Here is a 16,224-nt window from a genome sequence, read left to right as displayed (position 1 = left end):
AAGCATTAAAATTGAAATGATCATTTTTGGCTAGCTTTTTTAGTCTTTGTGGGTAATAAAAATTAACGCCGAGTTGATCGTTACCGATAAGCGCCCCCCAAACCAAAAAAGAACTTATAAAAATAAGCGCTTTTGTTGGTTTGCTCAATTAATGTGGTTTACAGCGCGTTAAATACGTCGTCTGTTTTAGCTGCGCAAATAAAGTCGTTTTTATGTAGGCCTTTAATTGAATGGCTCCACCATGTAACGGTTACTTTGCCCCACTCGGTTAATAAACCTGGGTGATGGCCTTCGTCTTCTGCCATGTCGCCTACTTTGTTAGTAAACGCGATAGCCTGTTTGAAGTTTTTAAATTTATAAACACGTTCAAGCTGCATAATGCCGTCGCGTACTTCTGGTACCCAGTCTGGGATTTTAGTAATTAATTGCGCTAACTCTTCGTCAGATACTTTTGGCGCATCTACATGACAGGCTTCGCATTTTTGTGCACTTAATGAAGACATTCTAAATCCTTACTTTTAGCTTTTTTAGCATTAATATTTAACTGGCTAATTTTTCTTTTGGTGGAAATTTTGGGTCGTGCAAACCAAGCTCTTTAGCTCGCTCAACCAAAGTCATAATATCCATTTGCGATATATCAAACAGATCATGAATCGAATTTATGGTGTAGTACTGTGGTTGCATAATATCAATACGGTACGGCGTACGCAGTACATCAAGCACATTCATTGGGCTAATTTCTGGCGTATTTGAGTATACGTACTGAGTCTCCCCTGGGCTTGATAAAATACCGCCGCCGTAAATACGCAGACCGTCTTCGGTTTGCATTAAACCAAATTCAACCGTAAACCAGTATATACGCGCAAGGTATACACGGTCCTTTTTCTGCGCTGCGTAACCTAATTGCCCGTACTTATGCGTAAACTCGGCAAAGTCAGGATTAGTTAGCATGGCGCAATGGCCAAATATTTCATGAAAAATATCAGGCTCTTGTAGGTAATCAAATTCTTCGCGGCTACGAATAAATGTAGCTACCGGAAACTGCTTGTTTGCCAGTAATCTGAAAAACTCGTCAAAGTCGATAAGCGCAGGTACTGGTGCAACTTGCCAACCGGTAGTGGCTAGTAACACTTCGTTTAGCTCGCTTAACTGCGGAATACGGTCGTGCGGCAGGTTAATCTTTTTTAACCCTTGCATGTACTCACTGCAGGCTTTGCCTTCAATGCATGCAAGTTGGCGCGCTACAAGCTCAGACCAAATTTTATTTTCTTCATCACTCCAGTGTATAACACCATTTTCGTCTGGTGTTTTGGATGTGTATTTACTTGCTTTAGCCATAAGTACCTTCTTGGGTGTGAGCCCTAAATCGGTGTCAGTGTGATACTCAAACCTGTTGAATATCGAATGACCCCATACTATGCAAAAGTGAAGAAAAGTTTAATAGATAGGCTAACATCAGTATTTAGCGCGATCACTTAGATCGTAAAGTTAAAATTACACCGTTGGCACATTAAAAATACAGACCTTTAAATAAAGGCCTGCAGCTTATTTTTAAGTGTATACAATTAAATACACACAACCAATTTAGTAAAAGCTTGGTCTAAATCACTAATAATGTCGTTAACATCTTCAAGCCCAACCGAGAGTCTGATCAGCCCATCACTTATTCCAGCGGCAGCTCGCTCCTCTGGCGTATAAGGCGAGTGAGTCATAGATGCAGGATGCTGAATTAGTGTTTCAGCGTCGCCGAGGCTTACTGCAAGTGTACAAAGTTTCATACTATCAATAAATTGTGCGCCATCTTGTAGTGTGCCTTTTATTTCAAACGCAATAACACCACCAGCGGCTTTCATTTGGTTACCAATAAACTTATAACCTGGGTGCGATTTAAGCCCCGGGTAATATACGGTGCTTACTTGTGGATGCGCTTCTAGATATTGCGCTATTGTTTGTGCGCTTTGACAATGGCGCTCTATTCTAATGGCGAGTGTTTTTAGGCCTCGATTAATTAGCCATGCGTCGTGCGGGCTTATGGTTGCACCAATGTCTTTTAGTACGGTCATTTTAATGTGTGTTATGTGCTCAAGCGATCCACATACAATACCCGCGACTACGTCTCCGTGGCCGTTTAAGTACTTGGTCGCACTGTGCATTATAATGTCGATACCGTATTTTTTGGGTGATTGCAGTAGCGGCGTTAAAAAGGTGTTGTCGACTACACTAATTAAACTGTGCTCTTTAGCAACTGCGCCAATGAGTGCCAAATCAATAACCGCCATAGTGGGGTTGATTGGCGTTTCTACAAATATCATTTTTGAATTAGGTTTGATGGCAGCGCGTAGTTCGTCCTCATTGGTCATATCAACAAAGGTGACTTCGATTCCCCAGCGCGGCAACATGTGCGAGAAAAACGCAAAGGTACAACCATACAAAGCACTTGAGGCAACAAGGTGATCTCCTTGCGATAAAAAGCTCAGTACTGAGGCAGATACGGCCCCCATACCTGTTGCGGTTGCAGCAGCTGCTTCACAGCTCTCTAGTTGAGCAACTTTTTGTTCAAGCTCTGTGGTTGTAGGGTTTCCTAAGCGCGTATAAATATAGCCAGGTTCGTCGCCTGCAAAACGCGCAGCACCTTGTGCGGCACTTTCAAAATGAAAGGTAGAGGTTTGATACAAAGGAGAAGTGAGTGCGCCGTGCGGGTCGTTTGCTTTTTGTGGTCCGTGAATACACTGGGTGTTTATATGATGCTTGCTCATTGTAGGCTCATTTTTTTGATTATTATGTTTTTGCGATTCAACAATCAAAACGTATGCGCTTACAAACAGCAAGCATGCCGGATGCTCAGATGGCTATTTGTGTAAAAACCATGCAGCGCACGTTTGTACACAAATATTGCCACTGCTAATCTAGTGTGTTGGTTCCGCCTTTTTACGGCTCATAATTTTACCTGCGATGCTTTGCACAGTGCCTTTTAGTAAGCTGCGCTTGTTTTCAAGCCTTGGTAATGGGCGACTAAGCTCCATTGCTTTGTAACCAATACGCGCTGTAAAAATACCGGCACTAACCCCTTGCGCAGCTCGTCCCGAAAGCTTACCTAAAAGCTCAGCACTTAGTGCAGTTGCAGCAAGGTCAGATACAAGCTCTGCACTGCCTACAAACATTACTTGTTTTATCAGCATACGGTACAGTTTTATACGGCTCGCGTAGCCAAAACCAATGCCGTAAATTTTACCAATTTGTTCTATTAACTTAGTACCGCGCCAAAGCACAGCCATCATATCCACCAGCGCAAGAGGGCTTAGGGCAACTAGTAGAGCTGATTCAGTCGCAAAACGATTTATAAGCTTTTTAGCTTTGGTGTCTTCGGTTATTAATAAACTGTTGGCGTACAGCGTCATTATTTCTTTGTCGCTGTGATGCGTCGCTACTTGGTTTTTAAAGGTTTCAAAGTTATCAAGCTCCTGATGTTTATTGAGCTTTTCGAGCCAAGGTAATGCACCGCCTACTTGCTCGCTGTTTAAAAGCCTGTCGGCTTCAACTCGGTGCAGTTGGTTACGCTTTAAACTGCGCAGCATTCGGTACTCTCGCCACAATAAGCGCCCAATTAGCAGCACGCCACTTACAACTGCGGTTAAATAAACACTGCCTAAAATAATTGACTGCTCGAAAGCAAATAATAACGAGTACGCAAATTCTAAAAGCACCAGTACTATAAAACTAAGAGCAAAAACACCTTTAAGCGTTTGCCACTTTGACTTTTTATAAACAGGTTCCAGATCTATTTCTGGCTCTAGTGCTTCATCTTCAAGTTCTTCGTAATCACTTTGTCCGTGGTGAATAATTTTTGCAGGTGCTAAAACGGGTTCGTTTTGCTCAATGCTTTGCGTATCTATACGACGCCCTGCTTGAAATGGTTGGTTTGACTCACTCATGTTAATTTGTCTCCTAGCAGGTACTGCATGACATGATCTAATCGAATATGTTTTAGTTGTTTATCGGGGCTCGGCATTGGGGAGAACGATAAAAACTCAAATCCCTGTGCTGGCCACTCATTTTTATTAAGCATCCGCGAGGGAGGTTGCGGCGGTAAATACGTAAGCCAATCAGGCTCGTTTAACGGTTTACCGTAAATACAATCAAGCGTTTGACCTTTGTCGGTAACTTGGCGCGGCTGCGTTGCTGTAATTGACGACATAGCCATGGTTTCTATTTTTACACCATCAAACTTTAAATGATTACTTTGCTCATGCACGAGCGAATCAAGTAGCAGTGCTAAATCTTTATGGTGCTTAGCACTTATATGATCTGATTTATTAGCTGCAAATAATATTTTGTCTATGTTGGGCTTAAATAAACGTTTAAAAAAGCCCGACTCGCCATAGTTAAAGTGTGCGAGTAATTGGTTTATTACACTGCTTTGCTCTTGGAGTGTTTCATGGCCTTCGTTTAACGCACTAAGTACATCCACAAGTACAATTTGGCGATCGAAGTGCCTAAAATGCTCATTATAAAATGGTTTTACAACTTCTTTTATATAGGCGTTAAAACGCTTAGTTAAATGCGCTAAATTAGAACCCGCAACGACATCGTCACTATTTACTTTACCCGATACCGGAAAAAACAATAACAATGGCGCACCTTGTAAGTCGCCAGGCATAAGCATGCGCCCAGGTTGCAACATGGCAAGTTTGGTGTCTTTTTTAAGCCCGACTAACATGCTTTGATAAAGCTGAGCAATATGAGCAAGTGCGTTTTCATCAACGGGAGCGTTTAAGTCAAGTTGCTCTACGGCCGCTAAAAAATCACTTGATGTGTTTACGCGCGAAGGCTGAGTTAATAACGGGTATTGCTGGTCGCACCATTGAGAATAGCTTTGCTCAAGCATAGGTAAATCAAGGAGCCATTCACCCGGGTAGTCAATAATATCTAAATAAAGCGTTGATTGCGGCGAAAAGTGGCCGCGCAGCCCTGCATTACTTAGATACTTTATTGCCAAGCGCAGCGTATTAATCCGCTCAGTTGATGCAGGCCATGTAGGCATCCCATCGCTGGGTAATAATGAATTTAGTGCGCGCGTATAATTAAACGTAGGGACTTTTAACGCCTCTTGCGGCACAACTTTAGTGGCCACATGGCGGTGCTCGCGCATTACATCAAAAAAAGGTAAGTTTTTATCGTCAGCTTGGGTTGTTAAGTGTTTAACAAGCGCGGTAATAAAGGCTGTTTTACCACTACCACTTAGGCCCGTTACGGCCAGCTTTACGTGCTGATCTAAACTGCGATGAAGGGCTTTTTGTGCTTTGCCTTTAATACTTTTAAAGGTCTTTTTTGCAAATGATTGGCTCATAAAGTGTCTTGCACCTAATTTGCCGTAATTTATCACGCTGCAAATAAGGTGCTATTAAATCCTTTAAAGTTTGTTAATTTCACGGCTCACCGTAAACTCGCTTGAAGTTACATGGCGCTCCATATCTTGAAGGCGAGTATCTACACGCGTTAAACGCTCTTTTAAATCTTGCAATGCGCGGCGCGGTGGCTCGCCTTTTTGCCATACTTTAAATTTTACTTCTAGCGGATCGTCAGTTTTAGTTGAGCTTTTTGTTTGCGCCGCTGCGGGCTCTTTTTTATCTAAAATGAACCAGGCTGCAATATACGCTACCACAAATAATGGGCCACCCGTTAGCAGTACCGCACTAACAAATATAATGCGAACTAACCATAACTCCATATTAAAGTAGTCACTTAATCCCGCACATACACCGGCTACTTTACCGCGTTGAGGGTCTCTTAATAATTCGCGTTTGGCACTCATACTTTGCGTCTCCATTGTGGTGACTCTTGATCAAGCAATGCTTCAAGTGTTTCTAATCGTTCAGCCATTTTTTCAGCTTTGTGTGCAAGCTCAAGTAATTGGCGATGTTCGTGTTCACTTAAACCTTGGTTTACTTGTTTTTTGCTGCGGTAGTGTAAAATTAGCCACAGCGGAGCAACAAAAATCATAAACAAAATAAATGGTGCAACTAATATCTCTGGATCAAACATAATCCTCTCCTGACAATCCGTTTTGATGTTTTTAAGCAGTGGGGCACTTTAAGTGCCCCTTTATAAATTATTTATCAGCTAACTTCTTTTTAAGTTCGGCTAGCTCATCATCTATCTTTTCATTTTTTTGTAGGTTAGCAATTTCATCCGCTAACGTCTTTTTACCTAAATCGTACGACTCAATTTGAGATTCTAGTCCATCAATTTTGGTTTCGTAACGTTCAAAGCGGTTAAGTGCTTCTTCTACTTTTGAGCTATCAAGTGTCTTTTTCACTTCAAGGCGCGACTCAGCCGAACGTTGGCGAAGTATAATCGCTTTTTGACGAGATTTCGCATCTGCTAGCTTTTCTTGTAGTGTCGTTACTTCTTGCTGTAATTTCTCAATATGAGACTCTACATGTTCAAGCTCACTCGCTACTGAAGCAACGGCATCTGCCGACTTTTGCTTTTCAAGTAGGGCTGAACGCGCTAAATCGTCGCGGTCTTTACTTAAAGCCAGTTCGGCTTTATCTTGCCAATCACTTACCTGCGCTTTAAGTGTATCTAAGCGGCGTACAATTTCTTTTTTCTCAGCCAATGTTTTAGCTGATGTAGAACGTACTTCAACAAGCGTATCTTCCATTTCTTGAATAATCAGACGAACCATTTTTTCTGGGTCTTCTGCTTTATCTAAAATGGCATTGATATTAGAATTAACAATATCTGCAAAACGTGAAAAAATTCCCATAACATTTACCTCTGTAATTAAAACTTAGTTAGTCTGCTATAACTAGTATCAATATGCTTGCCAACTTTTTAAAAGACAAAATACACTTTATTTTCATTAAGTTAAACTAAATATACAAATTTCTTTAGTTCTCCCTAATTATGAAATACACTAACAGTTAGTAAAAATGACCAAGAGTTAGGAAATATGAGCCAATATCGCCAACAGGATAATTTACTCGGCCAATCAGATAGCTTTCTGTCTGTATTAGATCAGGTATCGCAACTGGCTAATTTAGATAAACCGGTACTTATTATTGGTGAACGCGGCACAGGTAAAGAGCTAATAGCAGCACGCTTACACTTTTTATCAAAACGCTGGGATCAAAACTACGTAAAGCTTAACTGTGCAGCGCTTAACGAGAACCTACTCGAAAGTGAATTATTTGGCCATGAAAGCGGTGCTTTTACGGGGGCAAGCAAACGCCACGAAGGTCGTTTTGAACGCGCTAACAGCGGCACACTGTTTTTAGATGAATTAGCTAATACCTCAGCTATGGTACAAGAAAAACTGCTGCGCGTTATAGAATACGGTGAGTTTGAACGTGTTGGCGGCAAGCAAACTGTAAAAGTAGATACCCGTTTAGTGTGTGCGACAAACGAAGATCTTCCTTATTTGGCCGAGCAAGGTGAATTTAGAAGTGATTTACTCGATCGCCTTGCCTTTGATGTAATTACCCTGCCACCACTGCGCGAACGCCAAGACGATATTATGCTTCTTGCTGAGCAGTTTGCGATGAATATGGCGCGCGATTTAGAGTGGGAACTGTTTAGCGGTTTTACCCGAAGCGCAACAGAAACACTGCTTAGTTATGATTGGCCCGGCAATATTCGTGAACTTAAAAATGTGGTTGAACGTAGTTTGTATCGCCATGGCAGTGAACATATCCCCGTTCACCAGATTATTTTAGACCCATTCGATAGCCCATTTAGACCAAAAGCGCGCATTAAAGCACCTATAGCGGCCCAAACTGTTAATGTCGAGCCTATTGTTGTTGCGCCGCCGATTGCTCAAGCAAACAGTAATATAGCCGTTGATATTCAATTTCCGTGTAGTTTAAAAGAGCGTTCAAACGACTTTGAAATAAACATGATTAATAAAGCACTCGAACATAGCCAATTTAATCAAAAGAAAACTGCAGAAGTACTTGGTTTAACGTATCATCAATTACGTGGTTATCTTAAAAAATACAATTTGTTGGATCAACAATAGTTAGAGGTTATGCGGGTGCATAAATTATTACTTACTTTACTAGCGGTCACCTTAGTAGGTTGCATTGATAACAAAGAAGAAATCATAGAAGAAAAAAACCAAGGCTTAGTTTATTGCGCTGAAGCTAACCCTGTGTCGTTTAATCCACAAGTTACGACCACCGGTTCTACTATTGATATTATTGCCAACCAGCTATACGACCGCCTAATTAGCATTGACCCTGTTACGGCAGAGTTTCAAAGTGAGCTGGCAACCGATTGGAAAATAAGTAAAGACGGTAAATCTATTACCTTCACATTGCGCAAAGGTGTGAAATTTCATACAACCGCTTATTTTACCCCTACTCGGGATTTTAACGCCGACGACGTTATATTTACCTTTAGCCGACTATTCGATGTCTATAATCCATATCACTTTGTGGGCGATGCCAATTACCCGTATTTTCAAAGTGTGGGGATTGATCAACTTATTCGTAAAATTGTGCGTGTTACTGATCATCAAGTTCGTTTTGAATTGTTTAATCCTGAAAGCAGCTTTTTAGCTAATATGGCCACCGACTTTGCCGTGGTGCTTTCAGAAGAATACGCCATGAAACTTAAGAAAAATAATCAAGAAAACTTATTTGATCAGTACCCTATTGGCACCGGCCCATATATTTATAAAGAATATCGCCGAGATCACCTCGTACGCTTTTACCGAAACCCACTTTATTGGAAGCACCACGTCGCACTTGAACAATTGGTTTACGACATAACGCCTAACGGCACTACGCGTATAGCAAAAATGCTGACTAAAGAGTGCGATGTAACGGCTCATCCAAGTAGTGCGCAATTGAGTATTTTAGCGCAACGCGACGATATAAACGTTGAAAAAGAAACAAATTTAAATATTGGTTACTGGGCTTTTAATACGGAGCGCGCCCCGTTTGACGACTTACGTGTACGCCAAGCACTTGCTCACGCCATTGATATCGATAAAATTATGCAAGCTGTATATTATGGTAATGGTACACGTGCACAATCTATTTTACCGCCAACCTCATGGGCATTTGAGCCACAAGCAAACATGCCAAGTTTTGATCCAGAACTTGCTAAAAAGTTATTAATTGAAGCTGGGTTACCAGATGGTTTTGATATGACTATTTGGGCGATGCCCGTAAGCCGTATTTATAACCCGAATGCGCGAAAAATGGCAGAACTAATGCAAAGTGACTTACGTAAAATAGGCGTTAATGTCAGTATTGTAGAGTATGAATGGAATACGTTTATTCAACGTATTGGCGAGCACAGGCATGATAGTGTATTGCTTGGTTGGGCCGCTGATACACCTGATCCGGATAACTTTTTTAGCCCTCTTTTAAGTTGCACTGCAACCTTTACCGGTAAAAATCCTGCTAACTGGTGCAATCCGCAATTTGATTTATTACTTACAAAAGCGCTCGATACGACTGATTTAAACATGCGAAAAAAATACTACGATGATGCACAAAGCTTAATTGTTGACGAGTTACCATTGCTGCCTATTGCACATGGCTTACGTTTTCAAGCCAGTAGCGCAGACGTTGAAGGTATAACGCTTGGCCCATTTGGTGCAATTTCACTAGCTAATGCGAGGAAAAAGTAATGATCTTAGATTATATTTTACGTCGTTTAGGTTTATTGCTTTTTATGACCCTAATGCTGAGTGTTTTTACATTTTCAATTAGTTATTTGTTCCCAGGCGATCCATTAAGTAATTTAAGTGGTGTACCAAGTAGTAACTTTGCTCAACACAGTGAGCTTGAAGATAAATATTTATATAACAGTAACTATTTTGTGCAATATATAGCCTTTTTAGGACGAATATTCCAAGGCGATTGGGGGCTTTCTTTTGCATCAGGTGACAATGTATTTAGCCATATTGTTGATTTATTACCCGCTACACTGGAACTAAGTGTTTATGCATTAATTGTATCGATTGTCGTTGGCGTACCCGCTGGCATTTTAGGTTCTGCGTACTATAAACGTTGGCCTGATAAACTTATAAATTCAACCACTATGGTTGGTTATTCCATGCCCGTATTTTGGTTAGCACTATTGCTTATTATGGTTTTTTCTCTCAAACTGGGCTGGTTTCCGATGTCGGGAAGAATGGGGTTACTTTATGAGATCCCCGCCAATACAGGCTTTATTTTAATTGATATTGCACTGGCTGGATTTCCATATAAAGGAATGGCATTTTTAGACGCCCTGCGCCATTTAACACTACCCACAATTGTGCTCGCCATGTATCCGACCACCGTATTAGTGCGCTTTACTCGTGAGTCTATGCTTAAAGTTATGGACCAAAGTTTTATTAAAACCGCAAGGGCTAAAGGCCTTAACCGCAGACAACTTATAATTCATCATGCACTGCGTAATGCGCTATTACCGGTAATTAAACAAATTGGTTTGCAATTTAGTACGCTAATAACGCTTGCGATGATTACTGAAGTTATTTTTTCGTGGCCCGGCATTGGCCGCTGGCTTATCGATAGTATTTATCAACGCGATTATCCAGCTATACAAGGCGGCTTAATGGCAGTGTCACTATTTGTTATATTAGCCACTATTATTGCAGAGCTTACTTATACGCTATTCGATCCACTCTCGCGGAATCAAGCCCATGGCAAAGTTTAATATATTTTCTGAAGAGTCGAATAAATCGCCACTTGCACGATTTTGGCGTAAATTTAAAAATAATCACCCTGCGTTAGTTGGCTTGTGGATATTTGTAGCATTTGCTTTACTTGCCGCCAGTGCTCCACTTTTAGCACCGTACGGTGTTAACCAACAGCATAGTGATGCATTACTTATTCCGCCTTCGTGGCGGGAAATGGGTGATGTACGCTTTATTTTAGGTACTGATGACTTAGGTCGCGATGTACTTTCGCGTTTAATGAATGGTGCAACTTACACATTTGGCCTCTCTGTTGTCGCCGCGCTTATTACAACTATTATTGGTGTATTAGTAGGTACATTTGCAGGTATCAGCCGAGGTATTCGCTCAAGTTTTTTAAATCACTTACTTGATATAACGCTCTCTATACCTTCTTTGTTACTGGCTATTATTATCATAGCAATTTTAGGCCCAGGCTTAATGAACACGGTATGGGCAATTATTTTAGCGCTATTACCACAATTTATTCATTCAATCAGAAACCTAATTGTTGATGAACTAAACAAAGATTATATTACCGCGTTTAGGCTCGATGGTGCGTCTAACTGGCATATTATATCACGCGGTATCTTTCCTAATATTTATGAGCACATTGTAGTTATATTTACGATGGCGCTCTCCACTGCAATTTTAGATATTTCTGCATTAGGTTTTTTAAAGCTTGGTGCTCAGCCACCTACCACTGAATGGGGAGCTATTTTAGCCGAAAATTTAGGGCTAATTTATTTGGCACCATGGACTGTTGCGCTGCCAGGCGTACTGTTATTTTTAGCTGTGTTATCGACTAATTTAGTAGGCGATGGCCTGCGACAAGTGTTAAAAGCACGTAAGGCTGATTAAATGCAATTACTTGATGTTCGAAATTTAACCATTGAGCTGCGTACCTCAGAAACGATAATTAGAGCCGTTGACAAGGTAAGCTTTAGCTTAAAAGAAGGCGAAGTACATGCCCTTGTAGGTGAGTCTGGTTCTGGTAAAAGCTTAATTGCAAAAGCAATTGTGGGTGTACTAAACGAACGCTGGAATATTACTGCCGACCGTATGCATTGGCGTGGTGTTGATTTAATGCGCTTAACACCCGAGCAACGCCGTAAAACGGTAAGCCAAGATATTGCCATGATCTATCAAGACCCTAGCCGTTGTCTTGACCCTACAGCAAAAATGTTTGATCAAATAGCCGAAACCTTGCCTGAAAACCCAACAAAGGGGTTTTTCTTAAAACGTAACCGCGAGCGAAAAGACAGAGTAAAAGCGCTTATTCATAAAGTGGGCATTAAAAATCATGAAGCCGTGCTGGATAGCTATCCACATGAGCTCTCAGAAGGCGTATGTCAAAAAGTAATGATTGCAATGGCCATAGCCCGCACACCAAAGCTTTTAATCGCTGATGAGCCCACTACAGCACTAGAAAGTACCACTCGCGCACAGGTATTTAGGTTGTTGAAAAGTTTAAACCAGCTAAAAAACATGTCGATTTTGATGATTTCTCACGAATTAGAAGAAATTGCACATTGGTCACATGGGATCCATGTTTTATATTGCGGGCAAATGGTTGAAGCTGGCCCAACTCACAAAATTTTTAGTCAGCCTCGCCACCCTTATACACAAGCTTTATTAAAAAGCCTACCTGATTACGAACAAGGCCTAGCTCATAAAGAGCCTTTTTACGCATTAAAAGGCACCATACCTACATTACAGCATTTACCGATAGGTTGCCGATTAGGGCCACGCTGCCCACAGGCTCAAAAAGCCTGCGTAGTTACACCTAAGCTTACAAAGCACAACGGGCACAGCTACGCGTGTCATTTCCCGCTGATTAAGGATATGAGATAATGCAACCAGTATTGAAAGTACAAGCTTTGTCTAAAACATTTAATATTCGTGCAGGCTTATTTAGTCGTAAAAAATTTGCGGTACTTAAAAATATTTCATTTTGCATTGGCAAAGGTGAAACTATTGCTGTTATAGGCGAAACGGGAGCGGGTAAAAGCACACTTGCCAAACTGCTTTCAGGCGCTGACAGCGCAGACTGCGGACAGATCTTATTAGAAGGCAATATTATTGAAGATAACGGTATTCGTGATAATCAGTGTCGCTATATTCGTATGATTTTTCAAGATTCAGCGGCCTCTCTTAATCCAGGTTTAACCATTGGTGATACGCTTGATGACTGCCTACAATACAATACTGACTTTGATAAAGCTGAACGGACTGAAAAAATTAGCGCTACGCTGTCAAAAGTTGGATTATTAGTCGATCACCAACATTACTATCCACACATGTTTAGTGTGGGGCAATTACAGCGTGTAGCACTTGCTCGTGCGTTAATTTTAGATCCAAAGGTTGTTGTACTTGATGAGGCACTGTCATCACTAGACCCTTCTGTTCGTGCACAAATAGTTAATCTACTTCTCAAATTACAACAAGAAACAGGCCTGACATATGTGATGATCACTCATCATTTAAGCTTAGTTCGTCATATTAGCGACCAAGTTCTTGTACTTGATAAGGGAGAAGTCGTTGAATATGGCGCCACTGAAGTTGTTTTCCAAACACCTCAATCGAAAATCACCCAACGTTTATTAAGCTGTTAAAACAGCATTTTTTTCGTATCTAACCTGAACTCTGGTTAAGAGATTTACTATCATATTGAATCATGGTGATATTTAAATTTAATTTCTCTAGCCAGAAATTTCCAGTGAAAACAAGGCGAATTTACGCGTCAATAGCTGCTCGAGATAGATTTATTATCCAGCGTTCAGGTTATCTATTCTGCTTTGTAATATAACCTCGTTTATTAAGGTCTCTTGTTAAATACACTGCATTTAACAGTTATACCAATTCGCTTAATTAAGTGATCTATTTTGAAGTAAGAAAATCGTGTCGATAACAAAGCAAAAATTTCGTTATTTAGTTGTTCTATATCAGAAATTTTTAACGCAGTTAACGCCAGATTTAATCCCTCAAACTTATTAAGTATTATTGCGGATTGGTATTAATACTACAAAGAGGATTTATGTTAAAAAAGGCACTACTCGCTAGCATTTCATCGCTATTACTTTTATCAACAACGGTTATCGCCGATGTAGCACCTAATTCAAATGTTAAAAACTGGGTTGGCGGAGTTGACCACTTAGGATTAACCGTGTCAGACCTTGATTCGTCTAAAGTTTTTTTTACTGACGTACTTGGTTTTAAAGTGCTCGGGAGTAACCCAAGTTACCCAGCTTACTTTTTATCAAACGATAAAATAACGATTACGTTGTGGCGTGTTAAAAATGATGAAAAACGTGTGGAGTTTAATCGAGCAGAAAATGTGGGGTTACACCACTTAGCACTCAGTGTTGAGAGTATTGAAAAGTTAGCGCAGCTACACGATCATTTAAAAACGCAAAATAATATTAAAATAGAGTTTGCACCCGAAAATCTAGGTAAAGGTCCAACAAAACACATGATGATTAGAGAGCCTAGCGGTAATCGCATAGAGTTTATTGCAAGAGGCAAATAATACCAACTATATTGAAGACAATAAAAAAGGCGCTTTAAAAGCGCCTTTTTTTATGAGCTAAATTAATTACTCAACGGGTTGTGCAACCGTTGGTAAGTTAAGCTCAGCATTCGCTTTTAACGCTTCAATAAATACCATGTAGCTTTTATTAGCTTGCGCCATAGTGATACTTTGCTTTGCTTGTGGGTCAATATTAGCTGTAACTTGTGCATCTGTTACCGACTTAAGTGCAACAATTGCAGCATCACCATTATTTAAATCAACTACTTCAAACACTGCAGAACCTGCAGGATGAGCCATTTTAAATGCTTTAGTTACAATTGCTGGCGAAACAGTATAGCTTTGACGTGTTAATTGCGCTTCTTGGCGAAGTGTTAAGCTTTGCTCATTGGCTATATCACTTAAACTCTTACCTGCTTTTACTTCTGCAAATAAGCTACGTGCTTTATCTTTAGCAAGCTCAGATGATTTTTCATTAACTAAACGTGCTTTAATTTGCTCGCTTACTTCACTTAGTGGCTTAGTGGCAGCTGGTTTGTGTTCATTTACACGAACAATAATCGCATGCTCATCGCCAAGCTCAATAACTTCAGAGTTAACTTTATCTTCCAGTAAATCAACTGACGATAACGCAGCAATTACAGATGGCGTATTTAACGGCTCTGGTAATGCGTTAATTGCTAAAAGCGGCGTTGATTTAATCTCTACCTCTGCAACTTCGGCAGCATCGTCTAAGCGATCTGAAATTTCAAATGCTAGTGCACCCATTTCAGTTTGCTTTTCGTAAAAGGCATCTATTTTTTCAGCTTGTTCAAGCTCCGCACGTAAATCAGCTTTAACATCATCATATGCTTTAACTTGTTGCGGCTGAATATCAGTAAGTTTAATTATGTGGTAACCAAACTCTGATGCTACAACCTCTGAAAAGTCACCTTTATTTTTAAGCGCAAATGTCGCGTCTTCAAATGCAGGGTCCATTACATCGCGTTCAATCCACTCAAGATCGCCGCCCATTTCACCACTAACAATATCATCAGATGATGACTCTGCTAATTCAGCAAAATCTGCACCTTGCTCTAATTGTGCGTGCAGTGCATTGGCTTTTTCTTTTGCTGCATCATCGTCTTCGCTGTTATCGATTAAGATATGTGAAACACGGCGTTTTTCTGGCTCAACGTATTGTGCCTTATTTTGATCGTAATACGCTTTAACATCATCTTCAGTAACTGACTCAACCGTAATATCTGTGGCTTTAAGCTCAATATAATTAACTGAGATAAGTTCTGGCGATAAAAACTGTGATGCATTTAGCTCGTAGTAATCAGATACTTCTTGCTCTGATACTTCAACACTTGCTGCTAGCGCTTCTTTGTTTACAACTAAGTAATCAATGCTGCGCGTTTGCTGCTGTAGAGAAATAGCGCTTTTAAGCTCGTTCTCAAGAGCAAAGTCAGTACCGGCTACGGCAGTAACAAGTTGACTGCGCGTCATATCTTTACGAAGGTATTCACGAAATGCATCTGGTTGAAAATTCATTTGACGAATAACTTGTAGGTAACGGTCGTTATTAAACTGCTCACCTACTTGAAAATACGGTAATTCTAAGATTGTTTTACGTACACTTTCGTCGCTTACGCGAAGGCCTAAATCAGCCGCTAGCTGTGATTGCAATTCTTGTTGTACTAAGCGGTCAACTACACCTTGACGTATTTGTGCCATGTAATTTGGATCTGCAGAAATTTGTGCAAAATATTCACCAAATTGTTGTTCTAATCGACTACGCTCATTTTGGAACGCACGATTAAATTCAGTTTGGCTAATTTTAATTCCATTTACTTCAGCAACAGGTTGTTCCGTGGTTTGACCTAGGTAACTACCAATCCCAGCTAAAGCAAAAGATAAAATCACCGCGCCTAAAATTATTTTGGCTACAGGTCCTTGTGAACCTTCTCTGATTTTCTCAAGCATTTGTTTATCTCTTTTTGATCAAGGTTTTTAC

General features: G+C 40.5%; 16 protein-coding genes. 7 read left to right on the top strand and 9 right to left on the bottom strand.

Annotation, left to right across the window (positions count from 1 at the left end):
• Positions 1–158 precede the first annotated feature (158 nt).
• From AOR04_RS05200 to pspA, 8 genes are all read right to left on the bottom strand, one after another.
• A complete protein-coding gene (locus AOR04_RS05200) occupies positions 159–503 on the bottom strand; it encodes a 4a-hydroxytetrahydrobiopterin dehydratase (protein WP_002958326.1) in 345 nt (114 codons plus the stop codon).
• A gap of 37 nt (positions 504–540) precedes the next feature.
• Positions 541–1,338 (bottom strand): phenylalanine 4-monooxygenase, encoded by a 798-nt coding sequence (gene phhA / locus AOR04_RS05195; protein ID WP_008134775.1) that lies wholly within the window; start codon positions 1,336–1,338, stop codon positions 541–543.
• A gap of 227 nt (positions 1,339–1,565) precedes the next feature.
• The gene (gene megL, locus AOR04_RS05190) at positions 1,566–2,756 is read right to left on the bottom strand and encodes a methionine gamma-lyase (protein WP_096794085.1); all 1,191 of its coding nucleotides are present in this window, start codon (positions 2,754–2,756) and stop codon (positions 1,566–1,568) included.
• Positions 2,757–2,906: 150 nt separating this feature from the next.
• Positions 2,907–3,932 carry a TIGR01620 family protein gene (locus tag AOR04_RS05185; protein ID WP_096792701.1) on the bottom strand — a complete coding sequence of 342 codons (1,026 nt, stop codon included), beginning with the start codon at positions 3,930–3,932 and terminating at the stop codon, positions 2,907–2,909.
• Positions 3,929–5,347: a YcjX family protein gene (locus tag AOR04_RS05180; protein WP_096792700.1), complete on the bottom strand. Its 1,419-nt coding sequence runs from the start codon at positions 5,345–5,347 to the stop codon at positions 3,929–3,931. Before AOR04_RS05180 ends, AOR04_RS05185 begins: the two co-directional genes overlap by 4 nt.
• A 63-nt stretch (positions 5,348–5,410) precedes the next feature.
• Complete coding sequence (gene pspC, locus AOR04_RS05175; protein WP_008134760.1) at positions 5,411–5,812, bottom strand: envelope stress response membrane protein PspC; 402 nt, start codon at positions 5,810–5,812, stop codon at positions 5,411–5,413.
• The gene (pspB, locus tag AOR04_RS05170; protein WP_008134759.1) at positions 5,809–6,042 is read right to left on the bottom strand and encodes an envelope stress response membrane protein PspB; all 234 of its coding nucleotides are present in this window, start codon (positions 6,040–6,042) and stop codon (positions 5,809–5,811) included. The genes pspC and pspB overlap by 4 nt, the downstream gene beginning before the upstream one ends.
• Before the next feature lie 67 nt (positions 6,043–6,109).
• On the bottom strand, positions 6,110–6,769 hold the full coding sequence (pspA, locus tag AOR04_RS05165; RefSeq protein ID WP_007376832.1) for a phage shock protein PspA: 660 nt from the start codon (positions 6,767–6,769) through the stop codon (positions 6,110–6,112).
• Between the two features lie 186 nt (positions 6,770–6,955).
• Here pspA and pspF point away from each other — a divergent pair, with 186 nt between their 5' ends.
• The 7 genes from pspF (at position 6,956) to AOR04_RS05130 (ending at position 14,225) form a co-directional block, all read left to right on the top strand.
• The gene (pspF, locus tag AOR04_RS05160) at positions 6,956–8,020 is read left to right on the top strand and encodes a phage shock protein operon transcriptional activator (RefSeq protein ID WP_096792699.1); all 1,065 of its coding nucleotides are present in this window, start codon (positions 6,956–6,958) and stop codon (positions 8,018–8,020) included.
• A 15-nt stretch (positions 8,021–8,035) separates the two neighbouring features.
• A complete protein-coding gene (locus AOR04_RS05155) occupies positions 8,036–9,643 on the top strand; it encodes an ABC transporter substrate-binding protein (protein ID WP_007376834.1) in 1,608 nt (535 codons plus the stop codon).
• Positions 9,643–10,677: an ABC transporter permease gene (locus tag AOR04_RS05150; protein ID WP_007376835.1), complete on the top strand. Its 1,035-nt coding sequence runs from the start codon at positions 9,643–9,645 to the stop codon at positions 10,675–10,677. The genes AOR04_RS05155 and AOR04_RS05150 overlap by 1 nt, the downstream gene beginning before the upstream one ends.
• Positions 10,664–11,557 carry an ABC transporter permease subunit gene (locus tag AOR04_RS05145; protein WP_007376836.1) on the top strand — a complete coding sequence of 298 codons (894 nt, stop codon included), beginning with the start codon at positions 10,664–10,666 and terminating at the stop codon, positions 11,555–11,557. Before AOR04_RS05150 ends, AOR04_RS05145 begins: the two co-directional genes overlap by 14 nt.
• Positions 11,558–12,550, top strand: a complete 993-nt coding sequence (locus AOR04_RS05140; RefSeq protein WP_007376837.1) for a peptide ABC transporter ATP-binding protein — start codon at positions 11,558–11,560, stop codon at positions 12,548–12,550. It begins immediately after the preceding gene.
• The gene (locus AOR04_RS05135; RefSeq protein WP_007376838.1) at positions 12,550–13,311 is read left to right on the top strand and encodes an ATP-binding cassette domain-containing protein; all 762 of its coding nucleotides are present in this window, start codon (positions 12,550–12,552) and stop codon (positions 13,309–13,311) included. The genes AOR04_RS05140 and AOR04_RS05135 overlap by 1 nt, the downstream gene beginning before the upstream one ends.
• A gap of 422 nt (positions 13,312–13,733) precedes the next feature.
• Positions 13,734–14,225 carry a VOC family protein gene (locus tag AOR04_RS05130; RefSeq protein WP_096792698.1) on the top strand — a complete coding sequence of 164 codons (492 nt, stop codon included), beginning with the start codon at positions 13,734–13,736 and terminating at the stop codon, positions 14,223–14,225.
• A 66-nt stretch (positions 14,226–14,291) separates the two neighbouring features.
• Here AOR04_RS05130 and AOR04_RS05125 read toward each other — a convergent pair whose 3' ends face one another.
• Positions 14,292–16,193, bottom strand: coding sequence for a SurA N-terminal domain-containing protein (locus tag AOR04_RS05125; protein ID WP_096792697.1), 1,902 nt, complete (start codon positions 16,191–16,193; stop codon positions 14,292–14,294).
• Positions 16,194–16,224 lie beyond the last annotated feature (31 nt).

The sequence above is a fragment of the Pseudoalteromonas sp. 1_2015MBL_MicDiv genome (assembly GCF_002407505.1).
GTDB lineage: Bacteria > Pseudomonadota > Gammaproteobacteria > Enterobacterales > Alteromonadaceae > Pseudoalteromonas > Pseudoalteromonas fuliginea.
The sequence above is the reverse complement of the archived record's forward strand: the minus strand, read 5'-3'. Positions and strand labels throughout refer to the sequence as shown.

What these genes read in the sequence shown, in the direction of transcription:
- AOR04_RS05185 (WP_096792701.1), bottom strand. Translation starts at nt 3,932, where the DNA reads ATGAGTGAGTCAAACCAACCATTTCAAGCAGGGCGTCGTATAGATACG.
- AOR04_RS05200 (WP_002958326.1), bottom strand. Translation starts at nt 503, where the DNA reads ATGTCTTCATTAAGTGCACAAAAATGCGAAGCCTGTCATGTAGATGCG.
- AOR04_RS05125 (WP_096792697.1), bottom strand. Translation starts at nt 16,193, where the DNA reads ATGCTTGAGAAAATCAGAGAAGGTTCACAAGGACCTGTAGCCAAAATA.
- megL (WP_096794085.1), bottom strand. Translation starts at nt 2,756, where the DNA reads ATGAGCAAGCATCATATAAACACCCAGTGTATTCACGGACCACAAAAA.
- AOR04_RS05140 (WP_007376837.1), top strand. Translation starts at nt 11,558, where the DNA reads ATGCAATTACTTGATGTTCGAAATTTAACCATTGAGCTGCGTACCTCA.
- AOR04_RS05180 (WP_096792700.1), bottom strand. Translation starts at nt 5,347, where the DNA reads ATGAGCCAATCATTTGCAAAAAAGACCTTTAAAAGTATTAAAGGCAAA.
- AOR04_RS05145 (WP_007376836.1), top strand. Translation starts at nt 10,664, where the DNA reads ATGGCAAAGTTTAATATATTTTCTGAAGAGTCGAATAAATCGCCACTT.
- pspB (WP_008134759.1), bottom strand. Translation starts at nt 6,042, where the DNA reads ATGTTTGATCCAGAGATATTAGTTGCACCATTTATTTTGTTTATGATT.
- pspA (WP_007376832.1), bottom strand. Translation starts at nt 6,769, where the DNA reads ATGGGAATTTTTTCACGTTTTGCAGATATTGTTAATTCTAATATCAAT.
- phhA (WP_008134775.1), bottom strand. Translation starts at nt 1,338, where the DNA reads ATGGCTAAAGCAAGTAAATACACATCCAAAACACCAGACGAAAATGGT.
- pspC (WP_008134760.1), bottom strand. Translation starts at nt 5,812, where the DNA reads ATGAGTGCCAAACGCGAATTATTAAGAGACCCTCAACGCGGTAAAGTA.
- AOR04_RS05130 (WP_096792698.1), top strand. Translation starts at nt 13,734, where the DNA reads ATGTTAAAAAAGGCACTACTCGCTAGCATTTCATCGCTATTACTTTTA.
- AOR04_RS05150 (WP_007376835.1), top strand. Translation starts at nt 9,643, where the DNA reads ATGATCTTAGATTATATTTTACGTCGTTTAGGTTTATTGCTTTTTATG.
- pspF (WP_096792699.1), top strand. Translation starts at nt 6,956, where the DNA reads ATGAGCCAATATCGCCAACAGGATAATTTACTCGGCCAATCAGATAGC.
- AOR04_RS05135 (WP_007376838.1), top strand. Translation starts at nt 12,550, where the DNA reads ATGCAACCAGTATTGAAAGTACAAGCTTTGTCTAAAACATTTAATATT.